Below are 14,044 nucleotides of genomic sequence, written 5' to 3' on the forward strand. Positions count from 1 at the left end.
AATCCCGCCATGTCCTCCACCGAGTTCGTTCTGCGCCCCGCCACTTCCAACGACTGCGAGGCCTTGCTCGCGCTGATCACGGGACTGGCCGAATACGAGAAGCTCACCCACCTGGTCGAAGCCACGCCGGAAAAGCTGCGCGAGGCGCTGTTCGGTACGCGCCCCCATGCCGAGGCCGTGCTGGTGGAGGTCCCCGGCACGCAGGGTCCGCAGGCCGTCGGGTTCGCCTTGTTCTTCCACAATTTCTCGACCTTCCTGGCCAAGCCCGGACTGTATCTGGAAGACCTCTATGTCGACCCCGCCTGGCGCGGCCATGGGCTGGGCAAGGTCCTGCTCAAGCATCTTGCGGCGCTGGCGGTGGAACGCGGCTGCGGCCGCTTTGAATGGAGCGTGCTGGACTGGAACACGCCTTCCATTGATTTCTACCGGGCAATGGGTGCGGACGTGATGCCGGACTGGCGGATTTGCCGGGTGACTGGGGACGCGCTGGCGAAGCTGGGGACGACGGCGTAACGCCGCCGCCCATCGATCGACGGTTTTGGCCTGTCCTGCCGGCTTCGCTCAGCGCCTGGCGGGCATAAAAAACGGCGCATGCCGCAATTGAACACGCGGTGCATTTCGTCGTCGGCCACGTTGCCCTGGGCTTGCAGCCACTGGAACAGCGGCGGCAGGGTCCAGGCGTCGCGCTGCAGCACGGCGGTGACGTTCTGCGCCAGCACGCGCGGCACGTTCTCGGTCAGCCCGCCGCCGGTGATGTGGGCCATGCCCTTGACCGGCAACGTCTCGATCAGCGACAGCAGCGGCTTCACGTAGATGCGGGTGGGCGCCATGATGGCGTCCTGCAGGCGCTGGCCATGGAAGTCGCCGTTCAGGTCCGGCTTGGCCACTTCGATGATCTTGCGCACCAGCGAGTAGCCGTTGGAGTGCGCACCCGACGAGGCCAGGCCCAGCACCACGTCGCCCGGCACGATGGTGGTGCCGTCGATGATGCGGCTTTTCTCCACGGCGCCAACCGCGAAGCCGGCCAGGTCGTACTCGCCATCGGGATACATGCTAGGCATTTCGGCGGTTTCGCCACCGATCAGCGCGCAGCCGGACAGCTCGCAACCATGGGCGATGCCCTTGATCACGGTCGCGGCGGTTTCCACGTCGAGCTTGCCGCAGGCGAAGTAGTCGAGGAAGAACAGCGGTTCGGCGCCCTGCACCAGGATGTCGTTGACGCTCATGGCGACCAGGTCCTGGCCCACGGTGTCGTGGCGGTTGAGCTGGAAGGCCAGCTTGAGCTTGGTGCCCACGCCGTCGGTGCCGGAAACCAGTACGGGCTCCTTGTACTTCTTGGACAACTCGAACAGCGCGCCGAAGCCCCCGATGCCGGCCATCACGCCTTCGCGCATGGTGCGCTTGGCGAACGGCTTGATGCGGTCGACGAGCGCGTCGCCCGCGTCGATATCGACGCCGGCATCGCGGTAGGAGAGGCCTGCCTGGCCGGAAGTGGGGGATGCGCTCATGGGAACCTGCTTTTCCTGGAGTATGAAGTGAGGATTGCGGCGCTCACGACGGCGATTTGCGGCCGCGAGTCCAGTAGAATCCCAATTTTAACGGATACAGGCTTCCGGCTTCCACTTTCCGGTGTCCCGTGCCATTAAGTATGGTCCGCAGCCATTCCCGATGAAGATGATTCCGGCAGCCCCCGGTCATTCTGCCCGCGCCCTACAGGCGGTCAGCGCATGCCGGCCGCGACGCGTTTACCTGACAGATGATTCGCACTAAAAGTAACCGATAAGTCATGTTTCAGCGTCCCAAGCAGCTTTCGCTTGAACTTGGCAGTCCGCCGCCCTCGACCTTCGAGAATTTTTCGTTGCGGTCAACCGCGAGCCGGTGCAGCGCCTGCGCGACCTGGCCACGGCGGTGGCGCAGGAGCGGGCGGCCGACCGCCTGATCTACCTGTGGGGCGAAGTGGGCTCGGGCCGTACCCACCTGCTGCATGCGGTCTGCGACAGCGGCTACCAGGCCGGCATCCGTTGCCGCTACCTGAGCCCGCACCACGCCTTGTCGGACTTCATCTTCGACCCGAGCTGCCAGCTCTACACCGTGGACGACGTGGAGCTGCTCGACGAAGCCCGCCAGATTGCCGTGTTCTCGCTGTACAACGAGGTCCGGGCCCACGTGCGGACCGCCATCGTGGTGGCCGGCAGCCTGGCGCCGCTGGCCATGCCTGTGCGCGAGGACCTGCGCACGCGGCTGGGCTGGGGCCTGGTCTACCAGTTGGCACCGCTGTCGGACGAAGACAAGATGGCGGCGCTGGTGCAGGCCGCGCGCGAGCGCGGGCTGCAGCTTTCGCCGGAAATCCCGCACTGGCTGGTCACGCGCAAATATCGCGACATGCCCAGCCTGATGGCGCTGCTGGACGCGCTCGACACCTATTCACTGGAGCGCAAGCGTGCCGTCACGCTGCCCCTGCTGCGGGAAATGTTCGCCGAACTGCGAGAGTGAGTCCGGGACGGCGCGACAGTGCGCCGCGGCCGGTGGCACGCACCGTGCTTGCCATTGTTGGCATCCTGAGACGTTAAGAAAACCGTCGTAGTCACGTTAATGTAAAATCGCCGCCCATGAATCTGGCATTGTTCGATCTCGACCACACCCTGCTCCCCACCGACAGCGACCACGAATGGGGCCGTTTCCTGGTGCGCCTGGGCGTTGTCGACGAGGAATCCTACCGCCGCAGGAACGACGAGTTCTTCGGCCACTACACGGCTGGCACCCTGGATATCCAGGCTTTCCTGCGTTTCTCGCTGGCGCCGCTCGCGGCCAATCCGCGCGACCGCCTGGAAGCGTTGCGCAGCCAGTACATGCGTGAAGTGATCGATCCGGCCGTCACGCCGCAGGCGCGCGCCCTGGTCTACAAGCACCTTGACGCCGGCGACCTGTGCGCCGTAGTCACCGCCACCAATAGTTTCATCACCGCCCCGATCGCGGCAGCCTTTGGCATCAAGCACCTGATCGCCACCGAGCCGGCCACCGCCAACGGCAAGCCGGACGGCGCCTTTACTGGCGAAGTGGCAGGTATTCCCTGCTTCCGCGAGGGCAAGATCACCCGGGTGGAAGCCTGGCTAAAGAGCATGGGCACCCAATGGGATGCCTTCGAAAACACCACCTTCTACAGCGATTCGGCCAACGACCTGCCGCTGCTGGAGAAGGTCAGCGAACCGATCGCCGCCAACCCGGACGATCGCCTGCGTCACCACGCCGCCGCGTCAGGCTGGCGCATCATGGACCTGTTCTGACGTGATCAAAAAGCTAATCAACCGGCTGCTAGGCAAGCCGGGCACCCAGCAGCGCCCCGTCAAACGCCGCGGCCAGCGCGCCCATGCACCCAACATCGTGGCGCATGCCGAGCACCAGATCGATCAGTCGCTGATCTCGCGCAACGCCATCAAGGTCACCTCCACGCTGCAGCAGGCAGGCTACGACGCGTTTATCGTCGGCGGCGCGGTGCGTGACCTGTTGCTGGGCATCAAGCCCAAGGACTTCGACGTCGCCACCAACGCCACGCCCGACCAGGTGCAGGCGCTGTTCCGCCGCTCGCGCATCATCGGCCGGCGCTTCCAGATCGTGCACGTGACGTTCTATGGCGGGCGCGAGCAGGAAATCATCGAGGTCTCGACCTTCCGCGCGCTGGTCGACGCGGTGGCCAGCGAGACCCTGCCCGAAGGGCGGCGCCTCAAGCGCTCGGAGCTCGACAGCAAGACCCACGCGATCGACGCCTCCGGCCGCGTGCTGCGCGACAACGTGTGGGGATCGCAGGCGGAAGACGCGGAACGCCGCGACTTCACCATCAACGCCATGTACTACGACCCGGCCCAGCAACTGGTGTACGACTACCACCAGGGCATGGAAGACATCCGCGCGCGCACGCTGCGCATGATCGGCGACCCGGTCACGCGCTACCGCGAAGATCCCATCCGCATGCTGCGCGTGGTGCGCTTTGCCGCCAAGACCGGCTTCACGATCGACGAGGATACCCGCCAGCCGATCGCCGACCTCGCCTCGCTGATCCACAACGTGCCCAGCGCGCGCCTGTTCGACGAAATGCTCAAGCTGCTGATGTCGGGCCACGCCTGGGCGTCGCTGCAGGAGCTGCGCAAGGCGGGCCTGCACCGCGGCCTGCTGCCGCTGCTGGATGTGGCGCTGGAGCAGCCGATGGGCCAGCGTTTCGTGCAGCTGGCGCTGGACAATACGGACCAGCGCGTGCAGGTTGGCAAGCCGGTGTCGCCGGGCTTCCTGTTTGCCGCGTTGCTGTGGCACCACGTGCTGCAGCGCTGGACCACGCTGCGTGAGGAAGGCGAACACGCGATCGCCGCGCTCAATATCGCCATGGATGACGTGCTGGAACGCCAGACCGGCCAGCTCGCCGCTTTGTCACCGACATGCGGGATATCTGGGGCATGCAGCCGCGCTTCGAAAAGCGCTTGGGCCGCATGCCGTTCCGCCTGATCGAGTCGCCGCGCTTCCGCGCCGGCTTCGACTTCCTCTACCTGCGCTGCGAATCCGGCGAGCAGCCGGCTGAACTGGCGAAATGGTGGCAGGATTTCCAGGATGCCGATAACCACGGCCGCGAAGACCTGATCGAGGCCGTGCGCCCGGTGCGCGGCGGCGGCAAGCAAGGCGGCGGCAGCGGCGGCACGGGCAACACCGAAGGTGGCGAGCCCGCCGACGACGGCGACAGCGCCGAGAGCGGCGGCCCGGCACGCAAGAAGCGCCGCCGGCGCAGTCCGCGGAAATCGGATAAAGTTTCTCCGCGGAGTGATATGGACGCGAGCCAGGATTCCGGCTCCACTGCAGACCGGAAAACCGGCAAGGTACGCGTCCAGCCGGAGGAATCGTAATGACACTTGCCTTTATCGGCATCGGAGCCAACCTGGGTGACGCCCGGCAGGCCTTGAAAGATGCCATCGTATGCCTGGCCCAGCAGGTCGGCATCACGGTGCTGGCGAGATCGTCGCTTTACCGCACGGCCCCGGTCGATGCGACGGGCGACGACTACTACAACGCGGTGGTCAAGGTAGAGACCTCGTTCACCGCCGCCCAGTTATTGCGCATCTGTCACCACATCGAGGATCAGTTCGGACGCGAGCGGCCTTTCCGCAATGCACCGCGCACCCTCGACCTGGACCTGCTGGTCTTTGGCGACGAAATCCATCAGGACGAAAAGCTGGCCGTGCCGCACCCGCGCGTGGCCGAGCGCGCCTTCACGCTGGTGCCGCTGCTGGAGCTCGATGGCGAACTGGTCATCCCCGGCCTCGGCCGCGCGGCGGATTACCTGAGCGCGGTCAGCGCGCAGCGCGTCGAGAAGGTCTCCTTTTGCAAGTGCACGCGGCTGCTGGACGCCAGCGGCGACGCCTGAAGCGATGGCTGGCAGCGGCAAGCCGGCCCCGCTTGCTCCGCCCTGCACCACCCTGTACCGTGTAGTTCCCCCTAGCCGACCGGACCCGCCCATGCTCGAACACCTGCGCCGCATCGTGGTGGAAGGCCCCATCGGAGCCGGCAAGACTGCGCTCGCGCAACGCCTGGCGCAAACCCTGCGCACCGGCGAATTACTCGATGCGGCACGTGAAAACCCCTTCCTGGAACGCTACTACCGCGAGCCCGCGCGCTACGCGCTGCCGCTGCAGCTGTCCCTGATGAACCAGCGCGCCCAGCAGCTCAAGGCCTGGCAGGCGGCATTGCTGGCGGGCCAGCGCATGGTGGGCGATTTCCTGTACACCAGGGACCGCCTCTACGCCGGGCTGACCCTGCCGGAAGACGAACTGGCGCTGTACGACGCCCTCGCAGCACGCCTGCCGGCCCAGAGCCAGCGCGTGGACCTCGTCATCGTGCTGCAAGCCACGCCCGCCCTGCTGCGCGAACGCATCGCCCGGCGCAACGTGCCCGGCGAGTCCAGCATCGACGATGCCTATATGGAGCGGTTGTCGGATGCCTATGGCGAGCTGTTCCATCGCTATGACGAGGCGCCGGTCATGATCGTCGACACCGCACACTTCAGTCCGGTAGACAACGACGCCGATTTCCGTACACTACTGTCGCGCATCGAAAACATGCGTGGCCGCAAGGCCTTTCTCAATCTCGCTGCGCCCTGACAGGTTCCCGCCTGCCAGCCTTCACCATAACGACAGCAGTCGCTGCCGCGAATCCCGTGGCCCCATCCTGGGCCACCCGCCGCGCGCAGTACGAACTGAAGGGGGCAAAGGACTTGCCGCACGGATGCAGATGCGTTGATGCACCGAGCATGAATGCACTGCGGCATTGCGGCCGGCCCGACTCCCGTCTCTCTACCGGCCCAACGTCATGAGTTACCTTCTCGACCCCTCCCGCAAGACCATCACCATCCCCAAGCTGCAAGCGATGCGCGCCGCCGGCGAGAAAATCGCCATGCTGACCGCCTACGACTCCAGCTTCGCCGCGCTGCTCGACTACTGCGGGGTCGAGGTGCTGCTGGTCGGCGACTCCCTCGGCAATGTCATGCAAGGCCAGCAGACCACGCTGCCCGTGACGCTGGAGCAGGTCGTCTATCACACCGAATGCGTGGCGCGCGGCAACCAGAGCGCGCTGCTGGTGGCGGACCTGCCGTTCGGCACCTATCCCACGCCGGAAGCCACCTTCACCAGCGCCGTCGCGCTGATGCGGGCCGGTGCGCACATGGTCAAGCTGGAGGGCGGCGAGTGGCTCGCGCCCACCGTCAAGTTCCTGGTCGAGCGCAGCATCCCGGTATGCGCCCACATCGGCCTGACGCCGCAGTCGGTACACGCGCTGGGCGGCTTCAAGGTGCAGGGCAAGACCGACGAGAGCGCGGCGCAACTTAAGCGCGACGCGCTCGCGCTGCAAGCCGCGGGCGCCCAGTTGATCGTGATGGAAGCGGTGCCGGCGGCGGTGGCGGGCGTGGTCACCGGCCTGCTGACCATCCCGACCATCGGCATCGGCGCCGGCGCGGATTGCTCCGGCCAGGTGCTGGTGCTGCAGGACATGATCAACGTCTACCCGGGCCGCAAGGCCAAGTTCGTGCGCAACTTCATGGAAGGCGCCGGCTCGATCGAGGCCGCCGTGCGCGCCTACGTGGCGGCCGTGAAGGACGGCAGCTTCCCGGCAGTCGAGCACACCTTCTCGGCCTGAGCGCGCCGGCGATGGAGATCGGCGCCGCCACCATCGCAGCCTTTGCGCTCCTGGCCAGCGGTGACGGCGCCATCTGGTTCATCGTCTGGACGTCGCTGATGGTGGCGGTGCTCGGGCTGGCGATTGCGGCCGTGCCGGCCATCGGCGCGGCCTACCTGATCGCCACCCACGATTTTCCCGGGCGGCGCGTGGTGGTGGTGGTGGCGCAATCCTTCCTTTCCTTCCCGACCGTGCTGGTCGGGCTGGTCCTCTACCTGCTGTTCACCCGCCATGGGCCGCTGGGCGGCTTTTCCTTGTTGTTCACCCGCAGCGGCATGGTGCTCGGGCAGGCGGTGATCGGCTTCCCGGTGGTGCTGGCCTTTGCCCTGTCCACCCTGCAAAGGGCGGACGTCCGCCTGCGCGAGACCGCCTGGGTGCTGGGCGCCGGGCGCTGGCGGACCTTCCTCACCGTCCTGCGCGAATTGCGTTTCGGCCTGATGGCGGCGCTGGTGGCTGGCTTTGGCCGGGTCGTTGCCGAAGTCGGCTCGGCGCTGATGATCGGCGGCAATATCGAAGGCACCACCCGGACCATCACCACCGCCATCGCGCTGGAAACCAGCAAAGGCGAATTCGCCCAGGGCATTGCGCTGGGCATCGTGCTGGTGGCGTTGGCGCTGCTGGTCAATGTGATGCTGGCATGGCTGCAGGGCGCGGGAGGATTCCGCCGATGAGCACGCTGCCCGCACGCCGCACGCCCGACGGGCAGCCGTTGCCGCCCGCGCAGTTGCCACCGCTGCTGACAGCACGCGGCCTGCAGCGCCAGGTGGGCGCGCGCAGGCTGTTCGACATCACCGAACTCACCTTTCCGCGCGCCGCCGTGGTGGTGCTGACCGGTGTCAATGGCGCGGGCAAGAGCACGCTACTGCGCATGATGGCGGGGCTGGACCGCGCCCCAGGCGCCACGGTGGCCTGGACCAGCGCGGATGGCACGGCGCGTAACGCCGCGCTCGATCCGCTGCCCGCCGCGCTGCGGCAGCGCATTGCCTACCTGCACCAGCATCCCTACCTGTTTCGCACCTCGGTGCGCGAAAACATTGCCTATGGCCTGAAGGCGCGCGGCATGCCCGACGACGAAGTCAGGCGGCGCGTGGGCGCTGCGCTGGGCTGGGCCGGCATCACGCACGTGCAGGACACCGCCCCCGAACGCTTGTCGGGCGGTGAAGTGCAGCGCGTGGCGCTGGCCCGCGCCAAGGTGCTGGAGCCCGACCTGCTCCTGCTGGACGAGCCCACCTCGAGCCTGGACGGGCACGCACGCGAACAGGTGATTGGCCTGGTGAAGGACCTCGCCGCCGAGGGCCGCACCGTGGTGGTGGTTTGCCACGACCGCGAACTGATCAACCTGCCGGGCGTGGTGCGCTGGAAGCTCGGCGACGGGCGGCTGGATACGCGCCACCCCTGAGCGCTAGGATTCGGATCAGCCTTTGGCCGGCAAATTCGCCGGCAAGTCCGCCGGCAACACGCCCCGCAACGAATTCGCCAGTGCCAGCGCCTCGGCGCCGTTCAGCATGGCCCGCGTGACGACCGCTTCGCGCACTGGCCCGCCCAGGTAGCGCGTGCCATCGGCCAGCACCGCCGCGCGCATCACGCCGGGCAGAATATCGGCGGCCAGCGGCGGCGTCAGCCACTCGCCATCCAGCTTGACGAACACGGAGCTGCGGCCGCCTTCGAGCAACTCGTCGCGGGCGTTGAAAATGAAAAACAAGCTGTCGAAGGCGCCGGCACGCTCGGCCGCCTGCCAGCCGGCATCATAGACGGCGCGCGCGCTGGTCTTGTGGCGGCGCAACGCGTCCGCCACCGGCAGCGCCTGCGCTGCCAGCAGCACCTGCACCGTGGCCGTGGCTAGCGGCGCCAGCGGGCCGTGGGCAACAGTGAGGCTGCCCGCCTTGTCCAGCGCCAGCCGCAAGCGCCAGGCACCGGCCCCCAGACCCGCCACGGCCGCGCGCACGGCAGCCAGTGCGCCGGTACGCTCAAAACCAAAGCCGAAGCACGCTGCAGAAGCTGCCAGCCTCGCCAAGTGCGGATCCAGGCGCTGGCACTGGCCATCCACTACCCGCATGGTTTCGAACAAGGTAAAGCCCGGATCGTGCGCGGTCAGGAAACGGGCCTTCCAGCCGCACTCGGCGTATTCGCCCGCGGCGTCGCTGTCATGCACGATGCCACCACCAACGCCCATCTCGCCCGCGCGCAGGCCGTCGGCGCCCTTCGGGCCCAGCACCAGCGTGCGGATCGCCACCGACAGCGCGAAGGTGCCCGGCCAGCCCTGCGCCAGCCCCGCGCCGGGCGCGTCGATCCAGCCGAGCGAGCCGGTATAGAGGCCGCGCGGCGCACGCTCCAGCTCACCGATGATCTCCATGGTGCGCCGCTTGGGCGCACCGGTGATGGAGCCGCAGGGAAACAGCGCGCGCATCAGGTCGGCCAGGCTGGTGCCTGGCCGGGCCGTGGCGGTGACGGTGGAGGTCATCTGCAGCACCTGGCCAAAGGGCTGCACCACGAAGCGATCGGGCACCGCCACCGTGCCAGGTATCGCGACGCGGCCCAGGTCATTGCGCAGCAAGTCGACGATCATCACGTTCTCGGCACGGTTCTTGGCGTCGGCCGCCAGCGCCAGCGCGGCCTCGGCATCGCGCGCGTCGTCGCCGGTGCGCGGCGCCGTGCCCTTCATCGGGCGGGTGAGCAACTGGCCCTGGCCGTCATGGCGGACGAACAATTCCGGCGACAGCGACACCACCCAGCCATCGCCCGGCAGCCGCGCCAGCGCACCGTAAGGCACCGGCTGGGCGGCACGCAATGCGCAATAGAGCACCAGCGGATCGCCGAATTCGGCAAATCGCAGACGCTGCGTGAAGTTGACCTGGTAGGTGTCGCCAGCCTCGATCCACTGGTGGATGCGGGCAATGGCGGCATGGAAAGCCGGCTCCGGCGTGTCAGCCAGGACATCCATCAAGCCGGCGGGCTCATCCCGGCGCCGCGCCAGCCATTGCGCGACCTGCTCCTTGTCCAGCCGGTGCAGTTCCCTGAACCAGAGCAGGCGCAGCGCACCATCGTGAAAAGGCAATGCGCGATCGACATGGACCGGCACGCCGACCAGCGGGCCGCCGAATTCGTAAGGCGCAAACAACGTGGCATGCCAGCCCTGGCGCCAGCCTTCGGCCAGCAGGGCGTCGAGTGTGCCGAGCGCGCAGGCATCTGGCAGCACGTCCTCATGGGCAAGGCCGGTGTACAGGCGCGATGCCGCCTCGCCCGGCGCGGCGGTGGCATTGTCTAGCAGCACGAAAGGCTCGGTGGCGCCGGCCGAGCCGGATTCGGGCGCTTGCGCAAAGGCAGGGGAAGAAGACGAGCGGGTCAGGGAGACAGCCACGGTAAATCACCAGCGTCGGTTGGCGTCGCGGGAAAGCGGGCGACATCGCATTATCGCGCCACCGCAAAAACAAAAAAGCCGGCCACGCATCAAAGCGTGGCCGGCCGCATGCCCCAAGCCGTATCAGCTGAAGAAGCTCTTCACCTTATCCAGCCAGGATTGCTCCTGCGGGCTGTGGCGCGAGCCGCCTTCATGCACCGAGCGGTCGAACTGGCGCAGGATGTCCTTCTGCGCCTCGGTCAGCTTGACCGGCGTTTCCACGTTCACGTGCACGTAGAGGATCGCCCGGATAGCCGGAGCGCACGCCCTTGATACCCTTGCCGCGCAGACGGAAGGTCTTGCCGGGCTGGGTGCCTTCGGGCACCGGGAAACTGGCCTTGCCGCCCAGCGTGGGCACTTCCAGGTCGCCGCCCAGCGCCGCGGTGGCGAAGGAGATCGGCATCTGGCAGTGCAGGTCGTCGCCATCGCGCTCGAACACGGCGTGCTGCTTGATGTGGACTTCCACGTACAGGTCGCCCGGAGGGCCGCCGTTGATTCCCGGCTCGCCATTGCCCGAAGAGCGGATGCGCATGCCCTCGTCGATGCCGGCGGGAATCTTCACTTCCAGCGTCTTCTGCGACTTCAGCTTGCCCTGGCCGTGGCACTTGGTGCATGGCTTGGGGATGTGCTTGCCGGTGCCGTGGCACTTGGGGCAAGTCTGCTGCATCGAGAAGAAGCCTTGCGACACGCGCACCTGGCCCGCGCCATGGCAGGTCGGGCAGGTTTCGACGCTGGAGCCAGGCTCGGCGCCGTTGCCGTGGCAATGCTCGCACTCGTCCCAGTGCGGCACGCGGATCTGCGCATCGTGCCCGTGCGCGGCCTGCTCCAGCGTGATTTCCATGCTGTAGCGCAGATCGGCGCCGCGGTACACCTGCGGGCCGCCGCCACGGCGTGCGCCGCCAGCCTGGCCGCCTTGCTGGCCAAAAATATCCCCGAAAATGTCGCCGAAGGCTTCGGCGAAACCGCCGTAGGCCTGGCCGCCGCCGCCGAAGCCGCCCGCCATGTTGGGATCGACGCCGGCATGGCCGTACTGGTCGTAGGCGGCCTTCTTCTCGGGGTCCGAGAGCATCTCGTAGGCCTCTTTGACCTCCTTGAATTTCTCTTCGGAATCCTTGCTGTCCGGATTGCGGTCCGGGTGGTGCTTCATCGCCAGCTTGCGATAGGCCTTCTTGATCTCGTCGTCGCTGGCGTTCTTGCCCACCCCGAGCACTTCGTAAAAGTCACGTTTTGCCATGGTGGCTGCTTACCTGATGGGCCCGGAAGCGTCCAAAGCCCGCCCGGGCAAAATAGCAAAAAAGCCGAGCGAGGCATTCGACGGCGGTAACCCGCTTGGTCCAATGTCCGTCGCCCGGCGTCGGGATGGGGGCTGGCGCTGGTGTTGCCCACCGCGCCCCCGCCCCGCTCTTCCATTACTTCTTGTCGTTGACTTCCTTGAATTCGGCGTCCACGACGTTGTCGTCCTGCGCATGGGCATGCTGCTGATGGCCCGCGCCGGCGGCACCGGCACCGGCTGCGCCCGCGGCACCCGCCGCGCCCGCATCGCCTGCCTGGGCTTGCATGTCGGCATAGACACGCTCGCCCAGCTTCTGGCTGGCTTCGGACAGCGCGCTGACCTTGGCATCGATCTCGGCCTTGTCGCCGCCGCGTGCGGCGTCTTCCAGTTCCTTGATCGCGGCTTCGATCTTTTCCTTCTCGCCCGCTTCCAGCTTGTCGCCGTATTCGGTGACGGCCTTCTTGGTCGAGTGGATCAGCGCGTCGGCCTGGTTGCGGGCGTCAGCCAGCTCACGGGCCTTCTTGTCTTCCTCGGCGTTGGCCTCGGCGTCCTTCACCATGCGCTGGATCTCGTCTTCCGACAGGCCCGAGTTCGCCTTGATGGTGATGCGGTTTTCCTTGCCCGTCGCCTTGTCCTTGGCGCCCACGTGCAGGATGCCGTTGGCGTCGATGTCGAACGAGACTTCGATCTGCGGCGTGCCGCGCGCGGCCGGCGCGATGCCTTCGAGGTTGAACTCGCCCAGCAGCTTGTTGCCAGTGGCCATTTCACGCTCGCCCTGGAACACCTTGATGGTCACGGCCGGCTGGTTATCGTCAGCGGTCGAGAACACCTGCGCATGCTTGGTCGGGATGGTGGTGTTCTTGGTGATCATCTTGGTCATCACGCCACCCAGGGTTTCGATACCCAGTGACAGCGGCGTCACGTCCAGCAGCAGCAGGTCCTTGCGGTCGCCCGACAGCACGGAACCCTGGATCGCGGCGCCAACGGCCACGGCTTCGTCCGGGTTCACGTCCTTGCGCGCTTCCTTGCCGAAGAACTCCTTGACCTGTTCCTGCACCTTGGGCATGCGGGTCATGCCGCCGACCAGGATCACGTCGTCGATTTCGCTGACCTTGACGCCGGCGTCCTTGATGGCGATGCGGCACGGCTCGATGGTGCGCAGGATCAGTTCCTCGACCAGCGATTCCAGCTTGGCGCGGGTCATCTTGAGGTTCAAGTGCTTCGGGCCCGAGGCATCCGCCGTGATGTACGGCAGGTTGATTTCGGTCTGTTGCGAGCTCGACAGTTCGATCTTGGCCTTTTCAGCAGCTTCCTTCAGGCGCTGCAGCGCGAGCACGTCCTTGGACAGGTCGACGCCCTGGTCCTTCTTGAACTCGGTGATGATGTAGTCGATGATGCGCTGGTCGAAATCTTCGCCGCCCAGGAAGGTGTCGCCATTGGTCGACAGCACTTCGAACTGCTTCTCGCCGTCAACGTCGGCGATCTCGATGATCGAGATGTCGAACGTGCCGCCACCCAGGTCATACACGGCGATCTTGCGGTCGCCCTTTTCGTTCTTGTCCAGGCCGAAGGCCAGCGCGGCCGCGGTCGGCTCGTTGATGATGCGCTTGACGTCCAGGCCGGCGATGCGGCCAGCGTCCTTGGTGGCCTGGCGCTGCGAGTCGTTGAAGTAGGCCGGCACGGTGATCACGGCTTCGGTCACCGGCTCGCCGAGGTAGTCTTCGGCGGTCTTCTTCATCTTGCGCAGCACTTCGGCGGACACCTGCGGCGGTGCCAGCTTCTGGTCGCGCACGGACACCCATGCGTCGCCGTTGTCGGCCTTGACGATGGTGTACGGCATCAGGCCGATGTCCTTCTGCACTTCTTTTTCTTCGAACTTGCGGCCGATCAGGCGCTTCACCGCATACAGGGTGTTGCGCGGATTGGTCACCGCCTGGCGCTTGGCAGGTGCGCCCACCAGGATCTCGCCGTCTTCCATGTAGGCGATGATCGACGGGGTGGTACGCGTGCCTTCGGCATTTTCGATCACCTTGGGCGTATTGCCTTCCATGATCGCGACGCAGCTATTGGTGGTACCGAGGTCGATACCGATGATCTTACCCATTATTCTCTCCTCTTGAGCCCCGCTATCCGCGGGGACTGCAATTCATCCTGAGGCCGAAATGTGG

The 14,044-nt window shown here is 66.5% G+C and carries 10 protein-coding genes and 3 pseudogenes; 9 read left to right on the forward strand and 4 right to left on the reverse strand.

What is annotated here, in order from left to right; all coding sequences use genetic code 11:
* Positions 1-9 precede the first annotated feature (9 nt).
* On the forward strand, positions 10-513 hold the full coding sequence (locus OR16_RS08405; protein WP_006157544.1) for a GNAT family N-acetyltransferase: 504 nt from the start codon (positions 10-12) through the stop codon (positions 511-513).
* Here the strand turns inward: OR16_RS08405 and purM are convergent.
* Entirely contained in the window at positions 423-1,508 is a 1,086-nt protein-coding gene (purM, locus tag OR16_RS08410) for a phosphoribosylformylglycinamidine cyclo-ligase (protein WP_006157545.1), read from the reverse strand. The genes OR16_RS08405 and purM overlap by 91 nt on opposite strands.
* Before the next feature lie 278 nt (positions 1,509-1,786).
* On the opposite strand from purM, the pseudogene hda reads away from it, so the two are divergent.
* The 8 genes and pseudogenes from hda to OR16_RS08450 all read left to right on the forward strand — a co-directional run bounded on the left by hda (position 1,787) and on the right by OR16_RS08450 (position 8,605).
* Positions 1,787-2,493: pseudogene (hda, locus tag OR16_RS08415) on the forward strand (DnaA regulatory inactivator Hda).
* A 116-nt stretch (positions 2,494-2,609) separates the two neighbouring features.
* The gene (locus OR16_RS08420; RefSeq protein WP_006157547.1) at positions 2,610-3,284 is read left to right on the forward strand and encodes an HAD family hydrolase; all 675 of its coding nucleotides are present in this window, start codon (positions 2,610-2,612) and stop codon (positions 3,282-3,284) included.
* A 1-nt stretch (position 3,285) separates the two neighbouring features.
* A pseudogene (gene pcnB / locus OR16_RS08425) lies at positions 3,286-4,886 on the forward strand (polynucleotide adenylyltransferase PcnB).
* The gene (folK, locus tag OR16_RS08430; RefSeq protein ID WP_006157548.1) at positions 4,886-5,404 is read left to right on the forward strand and encodes a 2-amino-4-hydroxy-6-hydroxymethyldihydropteridine diphosphokinase; all 519 of its coding nucleotides are present in this window, start codon (positions 4,886-4,888) and stop codon (positions 5,402-5,404) included. Before pcnB ends, folK begins: the two are co-directional and overlap by 1 nt.
* Before the next feature lie 91 nt (positions 5,405-5,495).
* Positions 5,496-6,137, forward strand: coding sequence for a deoxynucleoside kinase (locus OR16_RS08435; protein WP_006157549.1), 642 nt, complete (start codon positions 5,496-5,498; stop codon positions 6,135-6,137).
* A 208-nt stretch (positions 6,138-6,345) separates the two neighbouring features.
* Positions 6,346-7,167 (forward strand): 3-methyl-2-oxobutanoate hydroxymethyltransferase, encoded by an 822-nt coding sequence (gene panB / locus OR16_RS08440; RefSeq protein WP_006157550.1) that lies wholly within the window; start codon positions 6,346-6,348, stop codon positions 7,165-7,167.
* Between the two features lie 11 nt (positions 7,168-7,178).
* Positions 7,179-7,877, forward strand: a complete 699-nt coding sequence (locus OR16_RS08445) for an ABC transporter permease (protein WP_006157551.1) — start codon at positions 7,179-7,181, stop codon at positions 7,875-7,877.
* The gene (locus OR16_RS08450) at positions 7,874-8,605 is read left to right on the forward strand and encodes an energy-coupling factor ABC transporter ATP-binding protein (RefSeq protein ID WP_006157552.1); all 732 of its coding nucleotides are present in this window, start codon (positions 7,874-7,876) and stop codon (positions 8,603-8,605) included. Before OR16_RS08445 ends, OR16_RS08450 begins: the two co-directional genes overlap by 4 nt.
* A 15-nt stretch (positions 8,606-8,620) precedes the next feature.
* Here OR16_RS08450 and OR16_RS08455 read toward each other — a convergent pair whose 3' ends face one another.
* From OR16_RS08455 to dnaK, 3 genes and pseudogenes are all read right to left on the reverse strand, one after another.
* Positions 8,621-10,564, reverse strand: coding sequence for a chorismate-binding protein (locus tag OR16_RS08455; protein WP_006157553.1), 1,944 nt, complete (start codon positions 10,562-10,564; stop codon positions 8,621-8,623).
* 123 nt (positions 10,565-10,687) lie between these two features.
* Positions 10,688-11,837 (reverse strand): annotated as a pseudogene (dnaJ, locus tag OR16_RS08460) (molecular chaperone DnaJ).
* Positions 11,838-12,012: 175 nt separating this feature from the next.
* Positions 12,013-14,022 carry a molecular chaperone DnaK gene (gene dnaK / locus OR16_RS08465; protein ID WP_337459821.1) on the reverse strand — a complete coding sequence of 670 codons (2,010 nt, stop codon included), beginning with the start codon at positions 14,020-14,022 and terminating at the stop codon, positions 12,013-12,015.
* Between the last annotated feature and the right edge of the window lie 22 nt (positions 14,023-14,044).

The organism is Cupriavidus basilensis OR16, assembly GCF_000243095.1.
Taxonomy (GTDB): domain Bacteria; phylum Pseudomonadota; class Gammaproteobacteria; order Burkholderiales; family Burkholderiaceae; genus Cupriavidus; species Cupriavidus basilensis_D.